This window comes from Methanocaldococcus sp. FS406-22, assembly GCF_000025525.1.
Lineage (GTDB): Archaea > AGJL01 > Methanococci > Methanococcales > Methanocaldococcaceae > Methanocaldococcus.
Genome location: NC_013887.1, coordinates 18191 through 44792, shown reverse-complemented (window position 1 = coordinate 44792; position 26602 = coordinate 18191). Strand labels below are relative to the sequence as shown.

33 protein-coding genes are annotated in these 26602 nt (G+C 32.0%); 9 read left to right on the top strand and 24 right to left on the bottom strand.

The annotated features are described in order from the left end of the window. Positions 1-38: 38 nt before the first annotated feature. The 6 genes from MFS40622_RS00265 to asnB form a co-directional block, all read right to left on the bottom strand. Positions 39-266 carry a hypothetical protein gene (locus MFS40622_RS00265; protein ID WP_012979667.1) on the bottom strand — a complete coding sequence of 76 codons (228 nt, stop codon included), beginning with the start codon at positions 264-266 and terminating at the stop codon, positions 39-41. A 9-nt stretch (positions 267-275) separates the two neighbouring features. Beyond that, positions 276-854 carry a hypothetical protein gene (locus MFS40622_RS00260; RefSeq protein WP_012979666.1) on the bottom strand — a complete coding sequence of 193 codons (579 nt, stop codon included), beginning with the start codon at positions 852-854 and terminating at the stop codon, positions 276-278. Positions 855-937: 83 nt separating this feature from the next. Continuing rightward, positions 938-1714 (bottom strand): BtpA/SgcQ family protein, encoded by a 777-nt coding sequence (locus MFS40622_RS00255; protein WP_012979665.1) that lies wholly within the window; start codon positions 1712-1714, stop codon positions 938-940. Between the two features lie 5 nt (positions 1715-1719). After that, positions 1720-2352 (bottom strand): hypothetical protein, encoded by a 633-nt coding sequence (locus MFS40622_RS09660; protein ID WP_052292120.1) that lies wholly within the window; start codon positions 2350-2352, stop codon positions 1720-1722. A 106-nt stretch (positions 2353-2458) separates the two neighbouring features. Further along, positions 2459-3502 (bottom strand): pentapeptide repeat-containing protein, encoded by a 1044-nt coding sequence (locus MFS40622_RS09655; protein WP_052292119.1) that lies wholly within the window; start codon positions 3500-3502, stop codon positions 2459-2461. Positions 3503-3511: 9 nt separating this feature from the next. After that, positions 3512-5035 (bottom strand): asparagine synthase (glutamine-hydrolyzing), encoded by a 1524-nt coding sequence (gene asnB / locus MFS40622_RS00245; RefSeq protein ID WP_012979664.1) that lies wholly within the window; start codon positions 5033-5035, stop codon positions 3512-3514. Positions 5036-5162: 127 nt separating this feature from the next. Between asnB and cobY the strand changes: the two genes are divergently transcribed. The 6 genes from cobY to MFS40622_RS00215 are packed head-to-tail and all read left to right on the top strand — an operon-like array spanning position 5163 to position 10522. Beyond that, positions 5163-5762 carry an adenosylcobinamide-phosphate guanylyltransferase gene (gene cobY, locus MFS40622_RS00240; RefSeq protein ID WP_012979663.1) on the top strand — a complete coding sequence of 200 codons (600 nt, stop codon included), beginning with the start codon at positions 5163-5165 and terminating at the stop codon, positions 5760-5762. Between the two features lie 8 nt (positions 5763-5770). Beyond that, complete coding sequence (locus MFS40622_RS00235; protein ID WP_012979662.1) at positions 5771-6040, top strand: PRC-barrel domain-containing protein; 270 nt, start codon at positions 5771-5773, stop codon at positions 6038-6040. Positions 6041-6068: 28 nt separating this feature from the next. Beyond that, positions 6069-6956 (top strand): diaminopimelate epimerase, encoded by an 888-nt coding sequence (gene dapF / locus MFS40622_RS00230; protein WP_012979661.1) that lies wholly within the window; start codon positions 6069-6071, stop codon positions 6954-6956. A 3-nt stretch (positions 6957-6959) separates the two neighbouring features. Next, positions 6960-7817 carry a LysR family transcriptional regulator gene (locus MFS40622_RS00225; protein ID WP_012979660.1) on the top strand — a complete coding sequence of 286 codons (858 nt, stop codon included), beginning with the start codon at positions 6960-6962 and terminating at the stop codon, positions 7815-7817. Then, a complete protein-coding gene (locus MFS40622_RS00220) occupies positions 7804-8421 on the top strand; it encodes a class I SAM-dependent methyltransferase (protein WP_012979659.1) in 618 nt (205 codons plus the stop codon). Before MFS40622_RS00225 ends, MFS40622_RS00220 begins: the two co-directional genes overlap by 14 nt. Before the next feature lie 13 nt (positions 8422-8434). Continuing rightward, positions 8435-10522 (top strand): DEAD/DEAH box helicase, encoded by a 2088-nt coding sequence (locus tag MFS40622_RS00215; protein WP_012979658.1) that lies wholly within the window; start codon positions 8435-8437, stop codon positions 10520-10522. 5 nt (positions 10523-10527) lie between these two features. On the opposite strand, the gene MFS40622_RS00210 is transcribed toward MFS40622_RS00215, so the two are convergent. The 16 genes from MFS40622_RS00210 to modA all read right to left on the bottom strand — a co-directional run bounded on the left by MFS40622_RS00210 (position 10528) and on the right by modA (position 22528). Then, on the bottom strand, positions 10528-11835 hold the full coding sequence (locus tag MFS40622_RS00210; RefSeq protein WP_012979657.1) for a nitrogenase component 1: 1308 nt from the start codon (positions 11833-11835) through the stop codon (positions 10528-10530). Then, the gene (locus tag MFS40622_RS00205; protein ID WP_012979656.1) at positions 11832-12467 is read right to left on the bottom strand and encodes a hypothetical protein; all 636 of its coding nucleotides are present in this window, start codon (positions 12465-12467) and stop codon (positions 11832-11834) included. The genes MFS40622_RS00210 and MFS40622_RS00205 overlap by 4 nt, the downstream gene beginning before the upstream one ends. Positions 12468-12622: 155 nt before the next feature. Next, positions 12623-12808 (bottom strand): 4Fe-4S binding protein, encoded by a 186-nt coding sequence (locus tag MFS40622_RS00200; protein ID WP_012979655.1) that lies wholly within the window; start codon positions 12806-12808, stop codon positions 12623-12625. Positions 12809-12816: 8 nt separating this feature from the next. Then, entirely contained in the window at positions 12817-13068 is a 252-nt protein-coding gene (locus MFS40622_RS00195) for an ATP cone domain-containing protein (protein ID WP_012979654.1), read from the bottom strand. 1 nt (position 13069) lies between these two features. After that, positions 13070-13336 carry a hypothetical protein gene (locus MFS40622_RS00190; RefSeq protein ID WP_012979653.1) on the bottom strand — a complete coding sequence of 89 codons (267 nt, stop codon included), beginning with the start codon at positions 13334-13336 and terminating at the stop codon, positions 13070-13072. 66 nt (positions 13337-13402) lie between these two features. Further along, complete coding sequence (locus tag MFS40622_RS00185; RefSeq protein WP_012979652.1) at positions 13403-13732, bottom strand: hypothetical protein; 330 nt, start codon at positions 13730-13732, stop codon at positions 13403-13405. A gap of 73 nt (positions 13733-13805) precedes the next feature. Next, positions 13806-15200: a nitrogenase component 1 gene (locus tag MFS40622_RS00180; RefSeq protein ID WP_012979651.1), complete on the bottom strand. Its 1395-nt coding sequence runs from the start codon at positions 15198-15200 to the stop codon at positions 13806-13808. Positions 15201-15285: 85 nt separating this feature from the next. Then, positions 15286-16761, bottom strand: coding sequence for a nitrogenase component I subunit alpha (locus tag MFS40622_RS00175; RefSeq protein WP_012979650.1), 1476 nt, complete (start codon positions 16759-16761; stop codon positions 15286-15288). Between the two features lie 14 nt (positions 16762-16775). Beyond that, a complete protein-coding gene (locus MFS40622_RS00170; protein ID WP_048197336.1) occupies positions 16776-17162 on the bottom strand; it encodes a P-II family nitrogen regulator in 387 nt (128 codons plus the stop codon). A gap of 13 nt (positions 17163-17175) precedes the next feature. After that, positions 17176-17493, bottom strand: a complete 318-nt coding sequence (locus tag MFS40622_RS00165) for a P-II family nitrogen regulator (RefSeq protein ID WP_012979648.1) — start codon at positions 17491-17493, stop codon at positions 17176-17178. 90 nt (positions 17494-17583) lie between these two features. Further along, complete coding sequence (gene nifH / locus MFS40622_RS00160) at positions 17584-18441, bottom strand: nitrogenase iron protein (RefSeq protein WP_012979647.1); 858 nt, start codon at positions 18439-18441, stop codon at positions 17584-17586. 149 nt (positions 18442-18590) lie between these two features. Beyond that, the gene (hacB, locus tag MFS40622_RS00155; protein ID WP_012979646.1) at positions 18591-19088 is read right to left on the bottom strand and encodes a homoaconitase small subunit; all 498 of its coding nucleotides are present in this window, start codon (positions 19086-19088) and stop codon (positions 18591-18593) included. A gap of 121 nt (positions 19089-19209) precedes the next feature. After that, positions 19210-20214, bottom strand: a complete 1005-nt coding sequence (locus MFS40622_RS00150; RefSeq protein ID WP_012979645.1) for an ABC transporter ATP-binding protein — start codon at positions 20212-20214, stop codon at positions 19210-19212. 2 nt (positions 20215-20216) lie between these two features. Then, on the bottom strand, positions 20217-20924 hold the full coding sequence (locus MFS40622_RS00145; protein WP_012979644.1) for a Rossmann-like domain-containing protein: 708 nt from the start codon (positions 20922-20924) through the stop codon (positions 20217-20219). Next, positions 20911-21711, bottom strand: a complete 801-nt coding sequence (locus MFS40622_RS00140; RefSeq protein WP_012979643.1) for an ABC transporter permease — start codon at positions 21709-21711, stop codon at positions 20911-20913. The genes MFS40622_RS00145 and MFS40622_RS00140 overlap by 14 nt, the downstream gene beginning before the upstream one ends. A 28-nt stretch (positions 21712-21739) precedes the next feature. Then, on the bottom strand, positions 21740-22528 hold the full coding sequence (modA, locus tag MFS40622_RS00135) for a molybdate ABC transporter substrate-binding protein (protein ID WP_012979642.1): 789 nt from the start codon (positions 22526-22528) through the stop codon (positions 21740-21742). 248 nt (positions 22529-22776) lie between these two features. On the opposite strand from modA, the gene MFS40622_RS00130 reads away from it, so the two are divergent. The 3 genes from MFS40622_RS00130 (at position 22777) to MFS40622_RS00120 (ending at position 25698) form a co-directional block, all read left to right on the top strand. After that, entirely contained in the window at positions 22777-23373 is a 597-nt protein-coding gene (locus MFS40622_RS00130; protein WP_012979641.1) for an MBL fold metallo-hydrolase, read from the top strand. A 124-nt stretch (positions 23374-23497) separates the two neighbouring features. Further along, the gene (hflX, locus tag MFS40622_RS00125; protein WP_012979640.1) at positions 23498-24736 is read left to right on the top strand and encodes a GTPase HflX; all 1239 of its coding nucleotides are present in this window, start codon (positions 23498-23500) and stop codon (positions 24734-24736) included. 119 nt (positions 24737-24855) lie between these two features. After that, a complete protein-coding gene (locus MFS40622_RS00120; RefSeq protein WP_012979639.1) occupies positions 24856-25698 on the top strand; it encodes a TatD family hydrolase in 843 nt (280 codons plus the stop codon). A gap of 48 nt (positions 25699-25746) precedes the next feature. Here the strand turns inward: MFS40622_RS00120 and MFS40622_RS00115 are convergent, their stop codons facing one another. Together MFS40622_RS00115 and albA are read right to left on the bottom strand one after the other, a co-directional pair. Then, entirely contained in the window at positions 25747-26214 is a 468-nt protein-coding gene (locus MFS40622_RS00115; RefSeq protein WP_012979638.1) for an RNA-binding domain-containing protein, read from the bottom strand. 101 nt (positions 26215-26315) lie between these two features. Beyond that, positions 26316-26579 carry a DNA-binding protein Alba gene (albA, locus tag MFS40622_RS00110; RefSeq protein WP_012979637.1) on the bottom strand — a complete coding sequence of 88 codons (264 nt, stop codon included), beginning with the start codon at positions 26577-26579 and terminating at the stop codon, positions 26316-26318. Positions 26580-26602 lie beyond the last annotated feature (23 nt).

The following is a 26602-nucleotide window of genomic DNA, read 5'->3' as shown; positions in this document are numbered from 1 at the left end:
TTATATATATGTTTTTTGCATAAAAAATTAATAAGAATTTATAAAAATTCTTTTATTATTTTTTTAACCTCCATCAGGAGTAAAACTAAATTAATAATAACGAATATCTCTAAAATTACTACAAAAATTGCTCCAATCTCTCTAAAGTTTATCATAACGTAATTCTGCAGATATTTAAAAACAAATAGATAGTATGGTAAAAAATATGCTAAAGATATCCAAAAAATCAATAAAAAAATATGGATGAGAAGAGTTTTATATTTCATAATTAACCCTTATGCATTTTCTTCATTTTTTGCTGATTTCTCTAATGCTTTTTCCAATTTTTCTGTAGCAATTCTAATTCCCTCTTCAATCTCATCTGAAAATATATCTCCTATATTTATAAGAACTACAACTGCCCATAAAACCAATATTATAAGCACTATTCCTGCCAATACTGGAGTTATTCCTGAAATTACTGGCAAAAAGAATAAATAAGCTATTATAGCGACAATTAAATATGCCAACCCTCTTAATCCTCTTCTGTATCTTTTTAGTTTTTCTTCATTTACCCTACTTCCTGCTAATTTCACCGCTATTATGTCTGCTACACCATCAGTTAATTCACCAAAATCCTTTGTAACTCTTAGCAATACAATAATTAAAGCTATAGTAATTATTGCTGAAATTATTGGCTTTAAGGCAGTTAATCCAAACAAATACGGATTCCCAAGCATATCTGCAATTGGAATAAAGACCAAAATGCCAAATACCCAAATCAACCCCGCAACTACTAAGTTAATGATTATTTGAGGTATATTCTCTTTTAACTTTAGTATCCCCTCTTTATATACCTTCTCAGCCATGTCCATAATATCACCATTGTTCTACTTTTGTTCATTTCTTGCTATAAACAAATGATATTAAAACTTCTATATATAACTTTCCATCAAAATCAGCACATTTTTAATTTGTTAGCTAAGCTTACAATCTTTTTAGCTCTTTCAATGTCAATTTCATTGTGAGCTTTTCTATCTCTCTTTATCCACGTTCCTATTATAAACCCATCGGCATAGTCCCAGAGGATTTTTAAGTTATTATAATTTGTTCCAGAGCCAACAATAACTGGAACATCAACCAATTTTTTAGCTAATTTTAGTTTTTCAATATCAACCTCTGCTCCAGTCCTCTTACCACTAACAACTACAGCATCAGCTAAGCCCCTTTCAACAGTATCCAGCAGTGAGCTTTCAAAGTCTATAAAGTGATATGCATGCTTCACATGAACATCTGCGAAGATTTTTATCTTACTTGGAAGCAATTTTTTCAATTTAGCTAATTCATGAGCTTTTCCTTCAATAATCCCCTGGTCTGTAAATGCAACACCAGATAAAACATTAACTCTGATAAAATCTGCTTTAACAACATAAGCAATTGAATAAGCCCCAATAGCATCATTTCTTAAGACATTTATTCCCAATGGGAGAGATACCTCCTCCTTTATAGCTTTAGCTATTACAGCCATTGATGCAATGGTTATTTTATCTGCCTCTTTTTTAAATGGTGCATCTCCAAAGTTCTCTATCATTATAGCATCAAAATTTGCCTCTTCGAGTTTTTTAGCCTCTTTTATAGCAAAATCTACAATGCTATCAAAGTTGTTGTTATAATGATAAGAGCCGGGCAATGGTTTTAAATGAATCATCCCAATTAATGGCTTTTTCTCAAACATAAGTATCACTTTCTTTCTAATCTTCTTTTGATTGCTATGAAAATATTACCTAATAAAATTAATGAGATTATTCTTATAAGCCATTCATAATTATACATTGGAGAGTTATCATCTCTTATTCCTAATTGAAAAAATGCCCTTAATGTATCAAATAAACAGTCAATATATGTATAGCCTTTTGGAAAATTTCCTAACATGTAGTTCAAATCTAAAGCTATTAATGGCATTACAAAAATAACATATACTATCCAAAAAAATGGCATAAATATTGATTCTCCATAGTAAGATATTGCTTTATAAAAAATAAAAATAATTTTTTCAAAAATTCCAGATTTTTCTTTTATTAATTCCATTTCTTTTTTAAATAACTCTGATGCTTCAATATATGTTCTATTATTTTCCATAGATAATCTTAGATTTCTGTATTCTGCAAGAACCGATTCATCATCAAATTGATTTATAATCCGTCCATAATCATTACCCAATAATTCTTTTAGTTTATTTTCTAAATCCAAATTTTTATTTTTATTATTTTCTTTATTTTCTTTTATTCTTAAAATTTTATGACTTAAACCCTCTTTGTTTTCAATTTTATTCAACTTCGTTTTTTTATTTTTATTCAATAACTTCAACAACATTATTTCTCTAACATCTGTCTTTAAAAAAGACGTTTTTGATAGTAGGAAGTTTTCTATCTTTGTGTGTTTGTTTAGAAATTGTGTATTAAGGAATATTGCTAAGCATTCATATTTTATTTATGTTAATTATTTCATGTATTTCTTCTTTATCTGGTTTCTTTAAGTCAATTCTATTCTTTTCATATCTTTCAAACTTAATTTTACCTTTTCTAAATAATGCCAAATCTTCAAATGTGCAATCAATAAATGATAATAGATTAAAAAGAATATCTCTAAAATCTGCACGAGATTTAAAAGTTGATTTGTAAAATATTGCTAAGTTATATATTATCTCCGAGAAATCAGCATTTCCTTCAAACGTTGAATGAGTAAAATAGACTCTTTCTTTAAATATTGAATTATTAAAATTAATATCTTTAAATTTTAAACCCCTAAAACTAACATATTTCTCAAATCTTGAATAAGTAAAATAAGTTTCTCCATGAAATTTTGCACCGTTAAACTTTGCTTTCCCTTCCACTGTCAAACCATGAAAATTTGCTATTTTTTTAAATTCTGAGTTTTCAAAAATAACATCCCATTTAAATTTCGAATACCAAAAACTAACCCCTCCCCCAAATGTTGAATTTTCAAAATTGGCTCTTCTCATAAATATTGAACCTATAAAGCATGCTCTTTCTTTAAATATTGAATCCTTAAAATTGACATCTTTTTCAAATGTTGATTCCATAAAATTAGCTTCCTTTTCAAATGTTGAATTTGTAAAATCAGTAATTCTTTTAAATCTTGATTTCATAAAATAGGCTTTCCCTTTAAATGTTATCTCAAGTGATTCTGTATCAGTCCACGGTTTAAATAATAAAAAGTTACCATTAAATTCAACATTATTTATAGATACGTCAATATTTATCTCTATAATCTCGGTAGGTATAGAAATAATACCCATATCTACCGTCTTTTTAGTAATTAACTTTTTTAATTTTTCATCGCTCTTAATCCTCTCATAAATCTCTAAAATATCTATACTCCCATCTACAATTTTATCTTCTAATTTAAACTTTTTCCCATTTCTCAAAGCATCAATAAACATTTCATAAAAATCTCCAATAACTTCTCCAGTTTCTTTATCAATAACTTTAACCTCCCCCATATTCCCCACCTACTCAACAATCTTTCTCTTCAACATATCCAAAAACTCATTAATTTTCTTCTTTGAAAATCCATATTTTTTAGCAACCTTATAAATCATCTTCTCCCCACCACTTCCATATTGAGCGGCTTTTTTTGGCCTATAAGCAATATAATCTGGCAAATATTGAGAGGCAACATCCCTCAAAATCCTTTTCCTAAGTTCAGACATTTTATATTCAATAGGAATTGATAAGGCAATCTCAACAACCTCCTCATCTAAGAAAGGAACTCTCAACTCAACACCATTAGCCATTGTGCAGTGGTCATCCCTCTCTAAATTTACCTTGTATAGATTATAAACATCCTTCAATAGCTCTTTTTTTAGCTCTTCCTCTCCTTTCTCCCTATAAATCCTCTCATGCCTTGCATAGCCACCGAATAACTCATCAGCCCCTTGCCCAGATAGAACAACCTTTAATCCATCTTCATTAGCCATCTCTGATGCCACATAGATAGGAATCCCCACCCCTATCTTCATTAAATCAACTTCATCTATTGCCTTAGCCACCTTAAACACATACCTTTCATACTCCTCTTCTGAAATAATCTTCTTTCTTATCTTTAAATTCAAATCCTTAGCCAATCTTTCAGCATAAATTAAATCCTCACTATTTTCAGTTCCAACAGCATATAAGATAACTTCACAGTATAGAGAGGATAATTTAGCAATCAATGAGCTATCAACTCCTCCAGAGCAGATAATCCCTACCCTATCCAAACCTCTAACCCTCTTTAAAACTGCATTCTTCAAAGCCCTATCTAAATATTCTTTAGCCTCTTCATAACTCCTCTCTTTCATGTAATTTAGTTCCATTTTTTTAAAATTCTCAATAATATCGAACTTATTATCATCCAAATAATAAATTAACTGTGAATTTGGCTTTAATGTTTTGATTTTGCTATTTAAGACATCTAAATCTCTCTCATAGCCATCAATATTTATAAGCAGATGCCACAATGCTTTTCTCTCTGAAGCAAATGCAAAATAATTAGGCGTATCTACATAAAACAACGGCTTAACTCCAAATACATCCCTTCCCAATAACACAATATCCTTTGATTTATCATAAATGGCAAAGGCATAATCCCCATCCAATTCTTCCAACTGCTCATCTTCATATAAGTGGATTATAACCTCATTATCGCTGTCTGTCCTAAATTCATGATTTTCTTTTAGATACTCTCTCAACTCTATATAATTGTAGATTTCTCCATTACAAACCAGCCAAATATCTTCATCCTCGTTAGGTATTGGCTGAACCCCATACCTTCCAACTATTGCCAATCTGTTATGTGCTAAGTTTAGATTTCCAATCATCTCCTCCTCCTCTAAATCTTCAACATCTTCAAAGTTGTTGAAGTATATAACCTCATCATCTAACAACAATCCAGAGTTATCTCTTCCTCTGTGCTTTAAGATTTTCATCATATCTATTGCATATTTTGCAGGTATTTGGCTTTCTTTAACAATTATTCCACTTATAGAGCACATGTCTCTCACATTTTTAAATATACCTTATAATTTTTTATTATTAATTAACAACTTAACATTTTAACAAAATTTTAATTTAAATATCTTAATAAACATTGCTTATATTATAAATAACCGAGGTTTTAAAATGGATGCCTTAGTTATGGCTGGTGGTAAAGGGACGAGAATGGGAAATGTGGAAAAGCCAATAGTTAAGCTCTATAATAAATGCCTTATAGATTATGTTCTATCCTCCTTATTAAAATCAAAGGTAAAAAATATATTTGTTGCTGTATCCCCTAACACTCCAAAAACAAAAGAATATATAAAATCAACATATAAAGATTTCAAAAATATTATAGCAATAGATACATCGGGCAATGGCTACATTAACGATTTAAATGAATGCATTGGATATTTCTCAGAGCCATTCTTAGTTGTTAGCTCTGACTTAATTAACTTAACGTCGAAAATTATTAATAGTATAGTTGATTACTTCTATTGTATTAAAGCTAAGAATCCAGATGTTGAAGCATTGGCAGTCATGATTCCAAAAGAAAAATATCCAAATCCATCAATTGATTTCAATGGCTTAGTTCCTGTAGGGATAAACGTTTTATCTCCAAAGCAGGGATATCAAAAAGAAGAAATTATGATTATTGATGAGCTGATATTCAATATCAATACTAAAGATGATTTAAAACTTGCTGAAATGCTTTTGAAAAATAAGGATATAAAAATCCAATAGGGGATAAAATGGAAAAAATGCCAGCTAAAATATTGTTTGAGAGAAGTATAATTGGAAATAAAGGCAGTGTAATAGGAAAAGTTAAAGATATTGTTTTTGATGAAAAAGTTGGGAGGTTGGTCTCTTTAGAAGTTGAACCAGCTGAGCACAGCCCAATAATGATAGAAGAGGGAAAAAATGTTTTAATTCCCTATAAACTTGTAGTAGCTATCAAAGATGTTGTTGTAATAGATGAAACAAATTTGAATAGGGCAAATATAAGAGTGACTGAACACTAATAATAACTATTTTTTGTGGTGTGGAAATATGGAATTTACAAAGATGCACGCGCTTGGAAATGATTATATAGTTATTAATGAATTCGATGGAGAGAAAGTTAAAGAAGAGGAAAAAGGAAACTTTGCTAAAAAAATTTGCAGAAGAGGTTTTTCAGTTGGGGCTGATGGTGTCATCTTTATCCAAAAACCTACATCTGATGAGTATGATGTGAGATTTAGAATCTTTAACAGTGATGGTTCTGAGGCAGAGATGTGTGGTAATGGAATTAGATGCTTCTCAAAATACGTTTATGAGAGAATAATGAAAAAAAATCCTTTAAAAGTAGAGACAAAAGGAGGTTTAAGAGTTTCTGAAATGGAAATAGAAGGGGATGAAGTAAAGAAAATTAAAGTCTATATGGGAATTCCAAAGTTTAAATTAAAAGATATACCAATGGTTGTTGATGGTTATAAAGAAGATGATGAGTTTTTAAATGGAGAGCTAAAATTAAAAAATCCTTATTTACCTAAGGTTAAGTTAAGTGTTGTTAATGTAGGAAATCCACATGCAGTTATATTTGTTGAAGATAACGGCATTGATTTAGATTTTGTTAGAGAACATTTAGATGTTATTGGAAAAGAAATAGAGTGCCATGAAGCATTCCCAGAGAGAATTAATGTACATTTTGTAAAAGTTTTGAATCCTAATGAAATTAGGATTGTTACCTGGGAGAGAGGAGCTGGATACACAACCGCATGCGGAACAGGAACAACTGCCTCTGTAATTATAGCCCACAAACTTGGTAAAACAAGTAATAGAGTTTTAGCACACTTAGATGGTGGAGATTTAGAGATTGAAATTAAAGATGATGGCGTCTATATGATTGGAGATGCAGTAATGGTTTATGACGCCAAATTGATAAATATTGGATGGTAAATTATGAAAGATGCCGAAATTAACTTAACTATTGAATATAAAGGGAAACTCATTACACCAAACCAAATAAAACTTTTAATGGCTTTACATAAAACAAAATCTCAAAATGAGGCATCAAAGTTATTAAATATTTCTCCTTCTTCTTTTAATATTCAATTAAAAAGATTAGAAAATAAGTTAGGAGTTAAGCTATATTATTCATCCCCAAATGGAACAATTTTAACAGATACAGGATTAGAGATTTTAGAAACTTACAACTCATATAGCAAAAGATTAAAAAATCACTTTTTTACAGTTTCTGGATTTGTAAGTGGTGAGATTGCCAAAATATTATTTGAAAATCCAATAATAACCTCTTTTGATAATGCCTTAAAATTGTTAAAGATGGGATTTGTTGATATTTTGGGTGTTGATGATAGCTACTGGATTTATAGGTTGGGAGATGAGAGATTTTTAAAGTCAGAGATTGGCAGTTCTGATTTTAATATATTTTTAATTGCCTATGACAACTTTGTAATGGTTAGTAAAAAAGAGTTTGATTACAAAAATTTAGTTGGTGTTAGATTTAGCTCACATAGGATAGTTTATAACATTTTAAAGAAAGAAGGGATAAAATTTAAGGTAAAAATTAAAACAAAAAATCCATTTAGGGCTATAGAGTTGGTTAATGAAGGCTATAGCTTGTTTTTAAATGAGAGTTTATTGAAATATGTAGATGGAGATTTTAATGTTGAGTATCCCAACTTTTATAAAAAGACAGTTCATGCAATAAACTTTATTAGCTTTGGTAAAGATATTGAGATAGATAAAAAAGAACTTAAAAAAATAAAAAAATTGGGTTTTAAGTATGAATGCTTTTGACAAATATGCTGAGGAATATGATAGATGGTTTGATGAAAACGAAATTATCTATAAATCAGAGATTGAAGCATTAAAAAGACATATTCCAAAAGGAAGAGGGCTAGAAGTAGGTGTAGGAACTGGAAGATTTGCTAAACCATTTAATATAAAAATTGGTGTTGATATATCAAAAGAAATGGCTAAAATAGCCGAAAAGAGAGGAATAAAGGTTATAATAGCAAAGGGAGAAGATTTGCCTTTTAAAGATGAAGAGTTTGATTTTGTTTTAATAAATACTGTCTTAGAGTTTGCAGAGAATCCAAAAAAGATGTTGAAGGAGGCAGAGAGGGTCTTAAAGAAAGGAGGAAAAATAATTATCGGAATTATAGATAAAGATAGCTTTTTAGGAAAGATATATGAAGAAAAAAAGCAAAAAAGCAAGTTTTATAAAGATGCAAATTTCTTATCAGCTAAGGAAGTTATAGAGATGCTAAAAGAGTTAGGATTTAAAAATATAAAGGCTACACAAACGATTTTTAAAGAAATTGATAAAGTTGATAAGGTTGAAGTTAAAGATGGTTATGGAGAAGGTGGGTTTGTATCTATTTCTGCTGAAAAGATTTAATTGGGGATATAAGATGAACAAAGTTTTAGAGGTTTTAAAGGACTTTGGCATTGTAGAACTTAGACCACCACAAAAGAAGGCATTAGGGAGAGGCTTATTAGATAAAAATAAAAATTTTTTGATTTCTATACCAACAGCTTCAGGAAAAACACTAATTGGGGAGATGGCTTTAATAAACCATTTATTGGATGAGAATAAAAATCCAACTGGTAAAAAAGGTATTTTTATAGTGCCTTTAAAGGCATTGGCATCAGAAAAGTATGAGGAGTTTAAAAGTAAATATGAGAGGTATGGGTTGAGAATAGCTTTATCGATAGGAGATTACGATGAAGATGAGGATTTGAGCAGTTATAATTTAATTATAACAACTGCCGAAAAGCTCGATTCATTGTGGAGACATAAAATTGATTGGATTGATGATGTTTCTGTTGTTGTGGTTGATGAAATTCATTTAATTAATGATGAAACAAGAGGAGGAACATTAGAGATTTTATTAACTAAATTAAAAGAATTCAATATACAAATTATTGGTTTATCAGCTACAATAGGAAATCCTAATGAATTGGCTGAATGGCTTAATGCTGAGCTTATAGTCGATGATTGGAGACCTGTTGAGTTAAAAAAGGGCATTTATAAAAATGGCATCATTGAATACATAAACGGAGGAAATAAGGAGATAAAAGCAGTTAGTGATAATGAAATATATAACTTAGTTGTTGATTGTGTAAAAGAAGGGGGCTGTTGTTTGGTATTCTGCAACACCAAAAAAGGAGCTGTAAATGAGGCAAAGAAATTAAATTTAAAGAAATTTTTAACTGATGAAGAAAAGAAAAAGCTAAAAGAGATAGCTGAAGAAATTTTATCTATTTTAGAGCCACCAACTGAAATGTGTAAAACTTTAGCTGAATGTATTTTAAACGGCTCTGCCTTCCATCATGCTGGTTTAACTTATCAGCATAGGAAGATAGTTGAAAATGCCTTTAGAGAACGGCTGATTAAGGTTATCTGTGCAACCCCAACCCTTAGCGTTGGAATTAATGTTCCATGTAGAAGGGCAATAGTTAAGGACTTAACAAGATACACAAACAAAGGAATTAGGTATATTCCAATAATGGAGATTCAGCAGTGTATAGGAAGAGCTGGAAGACCAGGCTTAGACCCTTATGGAGAAGGAATAATTGTAGCAAAGAATGATAGGGATTATTTGAGAGCTTATCAAGCACTAACTCAAAAACCAGAGCCGATATATTCAAAGCTCTCAAATCAAGCAGTTTTAAGAACTCAGCTTTTGGGACTTATAGCTACAGGAGAAATCAGAGATGAGTATGATTTAGAATGGTTTATAAGAAATACCTTCTATGCCCACCAATATGGAAATTTGAGGGAGGTAGCTAAGAACATTATGGAAGTTATTGGATTTTTAGAGGAGAATGAGTTTATTGTTGATTTTATGCCAACTGAATTAGGAAAGAGGGTTTCTGAGCTATATATAGACCCGTTGTCAGCTAAATATATTATAGACGGGTTAAATGAAATGAAAAATGAGAATGAGCTATACTATCTCTACCTTATATCAAAAACCTTGGAGATGATGCCAAATTTAAGAGTTTATAAATCTGAGGAGTTAGATTTAATTAATGAAATGGAAGCTCTTGGCATAAAAAGCTTTGATATAGAAGATTTAGAGGCATTTAAAACTGCTAAGATGTTGTATGATTGGATTAATGAAGTGCCAGAGGATGAGATTTTAAAGAGATATAAAATTGAACCAGGGATTTTAAGATATAAGGTTGAAAATGCCGTTTGGATAATGCATGCATTAAAAGAGATTGCCAAAATAATTGGCAAAAGCCCAGATGTCCCAGAGAAGTTAGAAATAAGGTTGGAGTATGGAGCTAAGGAAGATATTATTGGGCTGTTGAGCATAAAGTATATTGGAAGGGTTAGAGCAAGAAAGCTATACAATGCTGGAATTAGAAGTGCTGAAGATATTATAAACAACCCTTCAAAGGTTGCCTCAATCATTGGAGAAAAGATAGCTAAAAAGATTTTGGAGGAGTTGGGAGTTGAATATCAAGAAAAAGAAAAATTGGAGATATAAAAATTTTAAGTTTCATATTTAAACTCTATCATCTTCCAAACTGGGTGGTATATAGCTTTATAAACTTCTCTTGCAAAGTTTAAAAATCCTATAAAGCCAGTGAATGGATAGAAATCTTGTGGAAATGATAAAAATGGGATTCCAAATTTTACAGCCATATACTTCTCCTTAGTCCCTCCAACAAATATATCTGGTTTTTTGTGCTTAAATATTAACTCTAAATCAATCTTTGAGGCATCATCAACTAATATGGTGTCGTCATCCACATTTATATATGCATCTAAGTAATCTTCAAAGCTTCCAAATTGAGAACCAACAGAAACAACCTCCATGCCTAAATCTTTAAAGGCAGAAGTTAGCATACCTATTTTAGAAGCTCCCATAAACATACCTACCCTTTTCCCTTTCAACTTTTCCATATAAAACTTTAACTCATCTTTAATTTTTTCATACTCCTCTTCTATTACTTCCTTAGCTTTATCCTCAATTCCAAAGAATTTTGCAATATCCATTATTGATTTTTTTGTATTGTTAAGTCCAATAAATGAAACCTTTAGTTGAGGGATGCCGTACTTCTCTTCCATATAATCAGCTATATACTTCCCAGTTCTTCTGCAGTGAATAAGATTTAATTTAGCATTCTTTGAGTTCCTTATATCTTCAACAGAACAATCTCCGGTAAATGTTGCTATAACCTCTATACCCAATTTTTTTAACAAATCTTTAATAACCTTTGTTTCACCGCAAACATTATACTCTCCAATAATATTAACTGTCAATTTGTCTTTAAATTCCTTCTTAAACTCTCCCTCTTTAATTAGTCTAAATAATGCCTTCATTGCAATTTCATGCCCCTTTGATTGATGATAACCACAAAATCCTGGGCAGAATATTGAAATAACTGGAACTCCCAAAATTTTCTCTGCTTTTCTACAAATGCTTTCAATATTATCCCCAATCAATGCAGAAACGCAAGTTACATAAACAAAAACTGCATCTCCACCTAATTCTTTATGTGCTTCAATTATTGTATTATACAGTTTTTTCTCTCCACCATACACGACATCTTCAAGTTGCATATCTGTTGAAACTATGAGATAGTTTTTTCTCCTAACACTCTGTCCATAATAGGCACATCCAATAGGAGAGTGTATAATATGAAGAGTGTTTTTTATTGGGGCTAAAATCCATCTTGCCCCATAGTAAGGGCAACTTCTTTGAGTAACAATTCCGGGAGATGTTCTCTTATCAAATTTTGGAATGCCATCCTTCTTTAAAGTTATTTTAAATGGAAGGACTTTTATTTCATTCATACTATCTCCTTCAATACCTCAATTAATTTTTTGTAGTCAGTAAATTCTTCATTTGGTGGATGGAGAATGTATAAAGACCCATTTTTAAATATTCTAACTCCCAAAATTTCTCCTTCATTAGTTTCAATAACTGGCTCATAGTCCCAATGCTCATAATCGCAAATTAATGTAAGGGTATCAACTATCCCCAACTTTCCATCTTCATCTTCAATTTCATATATGTGGCTGTATTCTCCAATTAAATCAACATATTTAGAAAATTTCTCATCTTTGACCTTAACTTCATCTCCTTCTTTACATTTAACAACGAACTTATCTCTTGTTAAATGTTTCATTAAATAATGCTCCAATATCCTTCCTTTTGATATATTTTTAAAGTATGGGTCAATAACAACAACTTTTGGCTCATTTTCACTCTCTAAAACTTCCTTAACCTTTATATCCTTCAATATTGTGAAAATACTTGACTGATTTGCCGAATATGAAGTTAAATCTTTAAAGAATAATGGGAGATAGATGATGGATAAATCATACTTTACTACATCTATTTTGTTAAATGGAATGAATAAACAGTCCTCCACATCATAAGAATCAACGTCTTCCAGTTTTTTCCCTAAGAATAACACTTTCATGCTTTCAACCTCCTGTGTCCAATAGTTAAGTTAAAATTTTTAATAATAATATATAAACTTTTCGGTATTAGGAAACTTATTTCCTTATAGTTTAAAACATTAAATTAGAAAGAAAAGAAAAATTTGAAAATTAAATAAAAATATGGAAAAATAGATTACTCCTCTAAGATTATCGCATTGTTTGGACAAGAATCTACACAAACTCCACAATATGTGCAATCTTCTTCTTTTGCAACTATAATCTTATCTCCATCCACTTCAAAGACCTCCATTGGGCAAGCATCTACGCATTCTGCACATTCAGCCCCTTTGCACAAATCGTAATTTATCTTTACAGCCATATGACCACCTAAGAGTGATTCATAATATATTTTTGAGCAACGTCTCTATTTAATCTTCTCAATACTGTTGTAATCATCATTTTTAGTTCTTGTGTCGTTATCTCATCATGTATCCTATTTTCTATTCTTTTAATAACTTCCTCAACTAACTCCTCGTCTGCTCCTGCATTTCTTAAGGATTCTTTAATAATTTCAAAGTCGAACTTTTCCCTACTACCATCACTCTTCGTTATATAAACCTTTGCCAACACCTCATCCATTTTATACACCAGCAATTGATAAATTTGGTTTTATACTGATTATATTTAATTTCTTAAACAAAGAAGCGAATATGGACTTTAAACTAACTGTTTTAAACTCATAATCAAAATTGTAAGAATTATAGACCATTATTTTATCCCCAACTTTGACATTATCGGCAATAGGAATTATCATCTCTCTAATTTCGCCATTAATTTCAATTAATGGGACTTTAACTTCTTCTTTTATTACAAACCCTCTAAAAGTACCTATTTCTCCGTAGCACATAGTCCCACCTTCTATAGTGGTTCTTATACAATGTCATCATTAAACCATATTTATTTTATGTGTTGGCTATTTTTCTGCTTCTCTAACTTTAAATAGCCAATTTATACCATATTTTTTTAATGTTTCCTTTATTGTATCAATTATATCATCAGGCACGCCATATTTTTTTAATTCTTCAACATCGCTTATTTCTTCAGGGTCTCCATATCCGCTTTCTATTTCGTCAATTAAATACTTTGCCACAATTCCTGGAACATTTTCAGCTTTCACTGCCTCAAATAGTAACGCATCTTTATGTGGAATTTCTTTCTTTTTTATATAAAATACGATACAATGAAAATCATCCCCTTCAACGATGTTACCAAATTCGTCATACTTTTTAAATTCAACTATCATCTTCCCCCTCTTTCACTCTTTTAAAATTAGGTAAATAAAAATATATAATAAAAAATTAAAATTTCCATCCCAATTATTGTTGTTTCTGGTCCCATGGAACTTGTGTGTCCAATATTGTATTAACTATCTCATCAAAGAATCTTAAGCTACCCATATATCCAACGATTGGCCATCTGAAGTAGCCAACTCTATCATAGATTGGGAAGCCCATTCTCACTAATCCAATTCCTAAATCTTCTGCTATCTTAACTCCACCTCTTGGATGTCCAATCAGTAAATCAACCCCTATCTTTTTAACTGATTTTTCAAAGTCCCATAAGTCAGAGTATTGAACCTCAATATCTACATCATACTCATTTGCTATTGCTTCCATATCCTTCTTGTATGTAGTGGATGGAGTTTGGGTATTAACAACAACCGGTTTCATTCCCATCTCACAAGCAAATCTTGAGACAGCTATAACAAAGTCTGGATCCCCAAAGATTCCAACTTTTTTATCCATTGTGTAGTGAATGGTATCTACAATGGCATCTATCAGCTTCCCTCTCTCATCTAATAACTTATCAGGAATCTCTAATCCAGTAACTTTTGCTATGTTTATTATGAAATCATCGGTATTTTTAATTCCAATTGGCAATCCATAGTAAGCTGGAATCTTATATCTTCTTTGTAAGAATACTGCTCCACTACCTCCAGCATGTCTACAGAGGACAAACACTGCCTTAGCATTTATTATTTCCTCAAACTCTTCGACCTTAGTTCCACCTTTTGGATAGTATGGAATTTCCTTAATTGGCTCTCTTAATGGCTGGTAAAGGGTTTCACTAATATCAAACAGTACTGAATAATCTTCTCCTTCCTTTAAACCAAACATGTCTAAGATTCTTTTAATCTCTAAGATGTCTCCTGGATTAACACCAAATCCAGGAACTATCATTATTTTGTCTGCTTTTTCTTCATCTCTTTTCTTTCCAGTTGTGAAGTATTGGAAGAATGCTTTAACTGCGTTATCATAACCCTTAACATGGCTTGCCTGATATGATGGACAATGAACTGGAATTATTGGGAGTTGAGCTTTCTCTTCACCAAACTCTGCAGCAATCTTCTTTCTCGCTGCCCTTATAAATGCCTCAATATCATCTCCAATAGTTTCAGATGAACATGTTGTTACAACTGAAATTAAATCTGGGTCGTATCTTGCAACTAAGTTTCTTAAACCTTCAACTAAGTTTCTCATTCCTCCATAGACAGCAGCATCTTCGTGGAATGAAGCGACTGCAATTGTTGCTGGTTCTCTAAAATGTCTGTTAAATGTATATCTCACATAAGTACAACAACCTTGAGAACCTTGCACAAATGGAATACCTCTATGCACTCCCAAGGTAGCCCACATTGCTCCAATCGGCTGACATGTTTTATTTGGGTTTATAGTCCCTGCTCTCTGCTTTTCTACATAGGTTATTCCCATGATATCACCTAAAAGTTATAATATAGAATTATGAAAATCCTTAATTCACAAAATGTAAATTCATTGGGATAAAGGGAGGCGTAAATTAACTGTTTGGATTTTCTTTTACAGCATGTTCAATGCCTGGTGGAATATCTTTTTTCTTAAATTCTTCAAATTTCTTCTCTCCTTCTTTTAAGATATTCCAAATTGGATGGTATATTGCCTTGTAAATATCTCTTGCGAAATTAACAAATCCTTTAAAGCATGCGTAAGGTCCTTGCTCATAGCTGTGTGAGTTAATTGTTGGAATTCCAAACTTTCTAAAGAGATATCTTTCCTTCAATCCAGTGAGCATGAAATCAGGCTTGTATTTCTCAACAGCCTCCTCTAACTCAAGCTCGTTTGGTGCATCTATAACTAAGACTCCCTTAAGTCCAGCCTTCTTGAAGTTTCTATTTAACTTCTCATAATCGTCTTCGTGAGCGAATGTACAGCATGCGACAACGTATTTAATACCAAGCTCCTTCATTGCTCTAACCCAGTGCCAGGTTCTTGGCCCTCCAACATAAACAAGACACGTCTTTCCTTCTAATTTTGACTTATAGAACTCTAACTGTGGTTTAATTGCCTCAACTTCTTCTTTTATAACTTCTTCAACTCTTTCCATTGGAATTCCTAATGCTTCAGCAGTCTTTCTTAATGCCTCTGCTGTCTGTTCAATTCCAAATAAAGATACCCAAATTCTTGGAATATTGAATCCATCTCTAATCATTTCAGCTATATAGTTAGCAGACCTCTGGCAGTGGACGACACACAACTTAACATCTGGCAATTTGAACAAATCATCAAATGAAGCGTTTCCAGTAAATACCGTCACAACTCTACAACCAATCTTTTCAAATAATGGCTTTATAACTGCAACATCCCAATCCATGTTGTATTCTCCAACGATTGCAATATCGTAAGGTGTTTTCTCCTCTTCTTTTAGACATTTTTCTGGGAATCTTTCTCTTGCCTTTTTCAGCCATCTGTAAAACTCTGTGTTGAATATGTGGTGTCCTTTTGATTGAGAACATCCAGCATATCCCGGACAGTTACAGGCAAATACTGGTTTTCCAATTTTTTCCTCAACCTTTCTTGCAACTGCCTCTAAGTTGTCCCCAATCAAACCAGTTGTACAAGTTGCGTAAATTATGATACCCTTTGCCTGTGGAAACTCTGCAGCTGCCTCTAAGCAAGCTTTTTCAAGCTTTTTCTCTCCACCGTAAACGACGTCTGCTTCTTGCATATCGGTAGTGAAGCAGTATCTCCTATGCAACTCACAATCAGATAGGTTTCTTCTTGTTCCCCAAGTATAATAGGCACATCCAACAGGCCCATGAACCATGTGGATGACATCCTTTATAGGTCCTCCAACGACCCCTCTACCTCCAGCGAATGTACATCCTCTTTCAGTCATGTCTCCAGGAACTGTTTTGATGTTACAAGCCGGGATTATCTCCTCCTCTGGGTCGTAGATGTATGTGTGTTTCATTCTTTCTGGAATTGGCTTATCACAATTAAGCAACACGAATGGCATCTTATCACCTTAATTTAATTACCTATTGCCTCTACACCAAACTCTCCAGTTCTTATTCTTATTGCCTCTTCAACTGGTAAGACGAAGATTTTTCCATCTCCTGGTTTTCCTGTTCTATTTACTTTCATTATAATTCCAACGACCAATGGAACATCTGCATCATCCACAACAATAGAAATCATCCTCTTTGGAATGTATTTCATCCTCATTCCTAATTTTTCTCCTTCTTCAATAATTTTCTCTTTATCTACATCTTCTGGAAGTTTTGCATCGATATAGCCTTTTTCTTTCCCCCTTCCAAAACATCTGATAACAGTCATCGCTGGAAAGCCAACAGCTTCAAGTGCTTTCCCTGTTTTTGAGACCATATTTGGTCTAATTATAGCTAAAACCTCTTTCATCATTTCACCAAAATTACAGCTCTTTAGCTCCAGTTCTGATTGTATAAACCTCCTCTATTGGTTGAATAAAGATTTTCCCATCTCCAAAGTTTCCAGTATAAGCGTTAGTTTTAATAATTTCAACAACTTCATCCACTTCATCGTCATTAACTCCAATTAACAACATTGTTTTTGGTAATTCATCGTAAAATATCTCTCCAACTTTTAACCCTCCCTGTTTTCCTCTACCAACAACATCAATCTTTGTAAAAGATGGATAGCCAGCTTTTTCTAAGGCATCAATCACATCATCAACTTTTTCAGGTCTAATAATTGCTTTTATTAATTTCACATTTCCACCTCAAAGACTGTTATTATTAATAAGAGAGATTAATAAAGAAATGAGCTTGAAAGATGAAAGAATGACAATGAAGGAGCCAAATTATTTATCAAGTAATCCATATTTCTCGACTAACTTTTCTAATTGGTCCATTGACAATGGTGTTGGAATAACCAATTCATCGTTGTCCATAATCTTCTTACCTAACTTCTTGTATTCATGTGCCTGTGGATGGTCTGGAGCGAATTCAACAACAGTCATCTTGTTAAACTCTGCTTTTTGGACTATGTTGTCTCTTGGAATGAAGTGTATTAACTTAGTTCCCAACAAATCGCAGAACTCTTCCATCAATTCTTTTTCTCCATCGACTTTTCTTGAGTTACAAATAATTCCTCCTAATCTAACCCCTGACTGTTCAGCATACTTCAAGATACCTCTTGCAATGTTGTTAGCTGCATAGAGAGCCATCATTTCTCCTGAAGAGACAATGTAAATCTCTTTTGCCAATCCATCTCTCAATGGCATTGCAAATCCTCCACAGACAACGTCCCCAAGGACGTCAAAGAACAAGAAGTCTAAGTCATCTGGGTATCCTCCAAGTTCAATCATCAAATTAACTGCTGTAATAACCCCTCTTCCAGCACATCCAACTCCTGGCTCAGGACCTCCTGACTCAACACACAAGATTCCTCCAAATCCAACTTTCCTAATTTTTTCTAAGGTAACTCCCTCCTCTCCTTCCTCTCTCAAAACATCCATAACGGTCTCTTGCGGCTTTCCATGTAAAATCATTCTTGTTGAATCTGCCTTTGGGTCACATCCGTGAATCATACCCTTTAATTTGTAATAGTATGCTAATGCAGCAGCAGTGTTCTGTGTGGTTGTAGATTTACCAATACCTCCTTTTCCGTAAATAGCAACCTTTTTTGCATTTGGTGCAATTTCATCATAAACACTCATTCTCTCACCTCACTGTTATAGGTAGTAGGAAACCTACTTCCGAGGACATTTCAATAATACAAGTTTATAATATATATACTTTACGGTTATAGGATAATGATTTCCTACATAATTAATATGAAAAAATATAATATTTTTATGAGCATTTATTAAACTTTAGCTTTCCTTTTCTTTCTAATGTGAAAATAGTTTATTAAACCCCCCGCATCTAAGATTTCCCTCTCTATGCCTTTTGGAACCTCACAATCTAAAATGAGATTTTCATCCACTACAATTTTCTCTCTATCTAAATCAACCTCTACAATGTCTCCATCATTAATTTTGTCTGTATCTGCTATTATTGGGATTAATCCAATGTTGATGGCATTCCTATAAAATATTCTTGCAAAGCTTTTGGCTATAACAGCCTTAATCCCACAGTATTTTATTGCTATTACTGCCTGCTCCCTACTTGAACCACAACCAAAATTCTCTCCAGCAACTATCACATCCCCCTCCTTAACCTTCTTTGGGAAGTTTTCATCTATCCCAGCCATACAGTATCTTGCCAATTCGTGCCCATCAGTAGTTTTTAAATAAGGGCCGGGAATTATTGCATCTGTATCTACATCATCTCCAAATTTATGAGCTTTTCCTCTAATATACATAATAATCCCCGATTGTAGTGTTATATAGTGGTTTGGATTAAGGTTTTATTTTTTTATATATAAAAGTTTCGGTATAAGGAAAGTTATTTCCTAATAACGACAGAAGAAGATATTGATATCTTTACTCCCATCCCTTTTTTAAGCCCATCCTATAGGCTTTAGACCTCATAACCTCACAAGTTAAATAAACTCCATTCACATCAAGAACAGCTCTAACAGTTGATAAACTTAAGGGATAAACCTCAACTATCTTGGCATCAAAGAGGTTGTATTTTTTGTAATGATACCTACATCCCCCATCTCCAACTAACATAATATCCTCTGGCCTTATTGCTAAAATTGCTTCTCCACACTCATAAGGCTTATCAAGATAAATTTCTATGTCTCCCTCAAAAATATAGTGATTATCTTCCTTCTTAACTTTCCCATCTAAAAAGTTTTTATATCCAACGAATCTTGCGACAAATTCATTTTTTGGATTGTTTATAATTTCATCAACCTCACCAAACTGCTCTATCTTTCCATTTCTTATTATTGCCATCCTCTTTGCTAAAGCTATAGCTTCAATGAAATCATGTGTTACATGTATAAAAGTTAAATGTGAATTTTCATAGATATTTTTAAGCTCTAATATCAAATTTTCATGTGTTAACCTATCTAAAGCGTTTAAAGGCTCATCCAACAAGATAACCTCTGGTTCTACAACTAAAGCCCTTGCTAAAGCAACCCTCTGCTGTTCTCCTCCACTCAACGTATCTGGTTTCCTATTAAGGAGATGCTCTATACCCAACAGTTTGCTGATTTCTTTAACCTTTTCCTCTCTCAATCTTTTATCCCTAATACCAATACCGATGTTATCCTTAACGCTCAAATGAGGAAATAGGTATTTTCCATGACACATTACTATTTTTCTTTCATTTATTGGTTTATTTGTTATGTCCTCTCCATTTAGATAAATCTTTCCATCATCTGGCTTTCTAAATCCAGCAATTATCTCTAATAGGGTTGTTTTTCCACTACCACTTAAACCGAGGACTACAAAATAATCTCTCTTATCTATTTCAAGTTCATCAATTTCAAGTGTAAAATACGCAAGTTTCTTTCTTAAATTTTCTATTTTAAGCATGGTTATCTCCCAAGAGTGCAGAATCTCTCAACCCCCAATACTTTAGCCATTCCAGCAATTGTTGTTCCATAAAAGATAATTCTCTTGTTGTATTTTTTAGCCAATTCCCAAATCTCTTCAAATGTTCCATTTGCTATAGTTGAACCAGTAGCTAAAACAACATCTGAATTTTTTATTAACTCCTCGTTATACTTCCCATGGATAATTTTAGCTCCATATTTAACTTTTCCAACATTTTCTGGATTTAAATCACTAACTATGACGTTTTCAGAACCAAAGGCATTAACAATCTCTTTAACAAATGCTGGCTGAAATCCAATAATCCCAATTTTTTTGGGTTTCAATTCTTTTAGATATTTAACTAATTCTTTTGCACACTTTTCTGGCTCATCTCCAACACAATGGGCAGTTTTATCAACTAAGCCAAGGTATCTCATAACTGCATTTAAAGTTGCTACTATTTCAGGTCTGTTTCCTCTATCTAACAACTCTCTAATTGTTCCCTTAAATTCTACTGGTTTGTCTGTGAAAGCATCTCCACAACATCCTTTGAAATAAGCTCTCAATAAAATCTCTTTCCCACTCATTAGCGGATAGTCCTTAATTCTTGTTGTGTCTAATTTGGTATCTGATATCTTAATCTCAACTTCTTCATTTAACAAGTTATTTTCTTCTGCAAACTCTTTTAAAATCTCTTTAACATCTATCATACTTCCCACCATTTAGATTTATTACAAATTTTATCAATGAAATAACTATTATAGCAATTGCTATATGTATTGTTGCAATAGCCAAGGCCAATTCTATATTTCCAATAGACACATTTAAAAATATTGCTATAGGTAGTGTTTCTGTCTTCATCTTAGTAGCTCCAGCAAGCATTAACGTAGCTCCAAACTCTCCAATAGCCCTTGCCCATCCAAGAATTGCTCCAGCGACAATGCCACTCTTAGCCAACGGGAGAGTTATTTTAAAAAAACTCTCAACTCTACTCAATCCCAAACTTTGGGCAATATATTCATATTTAACATCTATTCCCTCAAATACTGCCCTCGTTGTTCTAATTATAAATGGCGTTGCTATTATAAATTGAGCTAAGATAATTCCATTCTGTGTAAATACTATATCCATTATATTTTCTGAAATAAAGTTGCCTATGGGAGTATTTCCTAATAGTAAGAGCAGTCCAAACCCTAATACAAGTGGAGGAAGTAAGATAGGTAGATTTATTAGGCTGTCTATGATTTCTTTGCCTTTAAAGTTGTATCTTGCCAGTGCATAGCCAGATGGAATGCCAACCAACAAAGCAAGTATTATGGCTACAATTGAACACTTAACACTCAAAATTACTGCGAATCTCACTTCTTCTGATTCCAATGCATCAAGTAAATTTTCTATTGATATCCTTCCAAGTATGGAGATTATTATACAAACAAGCATTGTTAAAAATAAGATTAGTGGAACGGTTGAAATGCATTTTAAGTTGTTTTGAATCATGATAACCCCTTTTAATTAAATTTTATTTTTAATCCTCAATTACTTCAAATCCATACTTCTTAAATACCTCTTTTCCTTCTGTTAAAACAAAGTTGTAAAACTTCTCTGCATTTTCTTTATTTTTTGTAGTTTTTAGTATTGCAATTGGAACTGTCTTTATAACATTATATTTTGAATTTATAGGGATAATATCTACCTTGTCCTTATTTTCTATAGCATCAGCTCTCCAAACAACTGCAGCATCTGCGTCCCCCTCTATTACATATAGAAGAACCTGTTTTACAGTAGCCCCTTTAACAACAACATTTTTATTTATTTTTTCTGAAATTCCAGGGTCGTATTTCTCTGCCTTTTGTAAAATCTTTTTGAATGTTCTTCCAATCGCTATGTTGTCATCCCCTAATGCAACTCTAATTCCTGGCTTTCCTAAATCTTCAAGGCAAGTTATATTCTTTGGATTTTCTTTTTGAACTACAATAACTGGAATATGCTTTGTGAAATTTTTGTATTTTAGGATATAACCTTTCTTTTCAAGCTCTCCAACATAAAAATAAGCCCCAGGCATAAATATATCTCCTTCCTTCGTTGCTAAGATTTTTGAATATAGGTAGCCACTCCCAGCGTAGTCATATTCAACCTTTATCCCGTACTTCTCCTCAAACATCTTACCAATTTCATCCATTGGTTTTTGCATTCCAGCTCCAACATAGGCATGTATCACTTCTTCTTTAGTTTCACTTTTTTGTGTGCACCCACAACCTAAAACTATTGCTATTATTATCAACAATCCAAATATTGAGGCTATTTTTCTACTCATCATCTCCCTCAATACTTATGTAATTAATTCTAGTTACATTTTGGACACAATTGTAACTACTATTAGTTATCATACCCTAGGAGGTATATAAAATTTACGTTTGTCAGGAATATTAAAATCTTATATATATACTTTTCGGTATTAGGAAACTTACTTCCTATATATTTCAAACAACTTTACAATACTAATAGAAAATTATATATAAACCTTTCGGCATAAGGAAGTATAATTCCGTATGAGGTGATGTTATGATAAAACTTCTATATAAAGGAGAACTTATAAGAGAAAATGACATGATAAAGAAGGCATCATCCTCAGTAACTTTTATTCAAACGAAAAGCCACAATATAATAGTAGATACTTCAACAAAGGATAAAAGGGAGTTAATTATAGAGGAATTGAAAAAATTAAACTTAGAGCCAAAGGATATTGACGTGGTTATAAATACGCATAGGCATTATGACCATATAGAAAATAATGATTTATTTGAGAATGCAAAGATTTATGCCTCTGCACAAGAATGTATTGTTGAATGTGATGGATGTAAGCTATATTCCAATATGGATGAGATTGAGGAATTCATACCAGTTGAAAAATTTCACGATGATGAAATAACTATATTAAAAACTCCTGGACATACTTATGGCTCTATTTCAATAGTTTATGGAGATTATGTTATTGTCGGAGATGCTGCCCCGTTGAGGGAGAATATTTTGGGAGATATACTACCATTAGTTATAGTTGATTATAGAGCGGCAAAAGGTAGTTTAAGAAGGATAAAATTGCTTAAAAAGAATATAATTACAGGACATGACGGGATTGTTTATAAAGAGGAGTTTCTTTAAATAATCTTAAGTTTGTTCTCTTTTTGAATAGAACGATAAAATTTTATAATTGGATTTTCATATGCTATTTTAATATTTTAATTAGGACTAATTTATAAAATATTTAGATGCTAAAAAATTAAAAATGGAGGGAGAGAAGATTAAGAGAAGAGCATTGTTAATTTTAAGAAAAGATAGTAAGTTTGACAGAAAAAGTATAGAAGAACTTAAGGAATTAGCTGAAGTTCTTTACAACCCAGTAAAAACAGTAGTTCAAATTAGAAAACCCGATCCAAAGTATCAAATTGGTAGTGGTTTAGTCGAAAAATTGGCTGAAATGATTAAAGAGGAAGATATTGAGATTGTTATAGTTGGAAACTTATTAACTCCCTCACAAAAATACAACTTAGCTAAGAAATTTAAAGTAGAGGTTATTGATAAGATTGAACTCGTTTTGAGGATATTTTATAAGCATGCAAGAACTAAAGAGGCTCAACTACAAGTTAGATTGGCTGAGTTGCAGTATGAACTCCCAAGGGCAAGAGAGAAAGTAAGATTGGCAAAGATGGGAGAACAGCCTGGGTTTGGAGGATATGGAGATTATGAAGTTGAAAAATACTACCAAAAGGTAAAGAGGGAGATAGCCAATATAAAAAGAAAGTTGGAAAAGCTTAGAGAGCATAGAAAAATAGCAAGGAAGAGTAGAGAGAAGTTTGATTCTGTTGGTTTAATTGGTTATACAAACGCTGGAAAGACAAGTTTATTAAATGCATTAACTGGAGAACATAAAGAATCGAAAAATCAGGTTTTTACTACATTAACTACAACAACAAGGGCTATAAAAGGCATTAAGAGGAAAATCTTAGTTACTGATACGGTTGGGTTTATTGATGATTTGCCGCCATTCATGATTGAGGCATTTCTATCAACGATTGAAGAGAGTGCTAATAGTGATTTAATCTTAATCGTTGTAGATGCATCTGACGATATTGAAGAAATTAAAAGAAAATTAAAGGTAAATCATGAAATTTTAAGTAAAATTAATTGCAAAGCTCCAATAATAACAGTGTTTAACAAAGTAGATAAAATTACAGAGGAAAAAAAGAGAAAGATTTTGGAAGAATTAGATAGATACATTGTAAATCCAATATTTGTCTCTGCAAAATATAATATAAACATCGATTTATTAATTGAGAAAATTATAGAAAATCTCAACCTTTCAGTGGGGACAATTGAAACAAACAATCCAAAGCTTATATCTTATTTGTATGAGAATACGGAAATTATTGAGGATATTTTGGATGAAGATAGGCATATAATAACATTTAGAGCTAAGGAGAGGGATGTTAATAGAATTTTAAAATTACACAAATCTGCAGTATAAATAGTTTTTTGCAAAAACATCTGGAATAAAAGGTATTTATGAACGCTTTCCTTTAGGAAAGCGTTCAATCTTCCTTATGAATTTTAAACTTTTGTAAAAAACTAATTTTAGGTGAAATCATGGATGTTCTAAAAAATCTTCCAGTTACTGATAACCATATACACGTTGATGACAAACACGGTTATGGAGCTGAAAAAGTAGCTAAGATATTTTATAATGCTGGAGGAAAGGTAATGATTGTTTTAAATAAACCAACATTTGATGGAGATTTAACAAAATCAATGGATATATTGGTTAGAGATGTTGAAATAATAAACAAAAACACGCCAGTTAAGGCTTTTGGATTGGTTGGAGTTCATCCAGCTGAGCTAACATATTTAATGAAATTTATGAGCTTGGAGGAGGCAAAAAATAAAATTATAGAGGCTTTAAACTATGCAAAAAAGCTTGTTGAGGAATACGATTTTATAGTTGGTATTGGTGAGGTTGGAAGACCTCATTACAAAGTTGATGAAAATGTCTGGGAAACATCAAATGAGATTTTAAGATACTGCATGAGTTTAGCTAAAGATGTTGGTTGTGCCATCCAAATCCACGCTGAAAGTTCAACAGAAGAGCAATTTAAAGAGTTTTCTGAAATGGCTAAGGAAGTTGGGTTGAATCCAGAAAATGTTGTTAAGCATCACTGTGGAGATATGGTCTTGGAAGGGGAGAAATATGGCATCTTTCCTTCAATTTTAGCTTCAAGAGTGAATGAAGATGTTGTTAAAAAATCTCTAAGATTTGTTATGGAAACTGATTATATAGACGATTTAAAAAGACCAGGGGTCGTTTTAGGAATTAAGACAGTTCCAAGAGTTACAAGAAAATTGATTGAAAAAGGGGTTTTAGACGAAGATAAAGTTTATAAAATCCATAAAGAGAACATAGAAAGGATTTATAATATAGAGGTTAGATTTTAATTATTCTTTAGTATTTTTGTTATTCATAAGGGCTTTGCAGTTTATAGTTTAAACATCTGAGGCATTTGATATTCCTAATTCATTAATAATGGTTTCTTTAACTTTTTCCTCTTTATTTTTTGGTGCAAATATTTTGAAGTTAAAAACAGTTCTTATAACATCATCGCCATCTATAACTCTACACTCTCCTAAATAAGCCTTTTGCTTATCAAACCTAACATAAAATTTATTATCTTCAACTCTTAAGTGTAAATCTTTCTTTAGTTTATTTAAGTTTCTTTCATCTGATTTTATCAAGTCCATAATATGTTTAAATATCATTTTAGCCTCTTTTCCTTCAACACTTATATTGACAATTTTTATTGGGTTTCCAAAGTATCCCTGTGTTTCTACAACATCTAAATTTATTTTCTCTTCATCAACATCTTCTGGAATAAAAAACTCTATTGCTTCTAAAACCTTATCCTCATCCTCTGTAGCATGAACTATCGCACTAATTTTTACAGAATTTAGCATACTAACACCTTTTAAAGATTAATAATGTTTCTTCAGTAAATGAAAAATATTTGAAAGAAGAAATCCTAATTACATAATTATAAAAGAGAAACTATAAAAATTTATTTAGCTAAGACAATCTCAATTGTTGAGACATTAACTTCTTTTCCATCAGGGTTTTTTACTTTGTCAGTGCCTATCTCTATTTTTTTAATTTTTATGTCTTTTATAAATCTATTTCTTATCATCTCTGCAACATCTACTGCTTTATTAATTGCTTTCCCTCTTGCTTTTATAATCACTTCGTCATTGCTTGTTAGCTGTGTTAGAACTGCTACAACGTAGTTCATCACTGGCTTCTTCCCTATTAACACTACATTATCCATGCTCCCAACCTTTTTGAATTGTT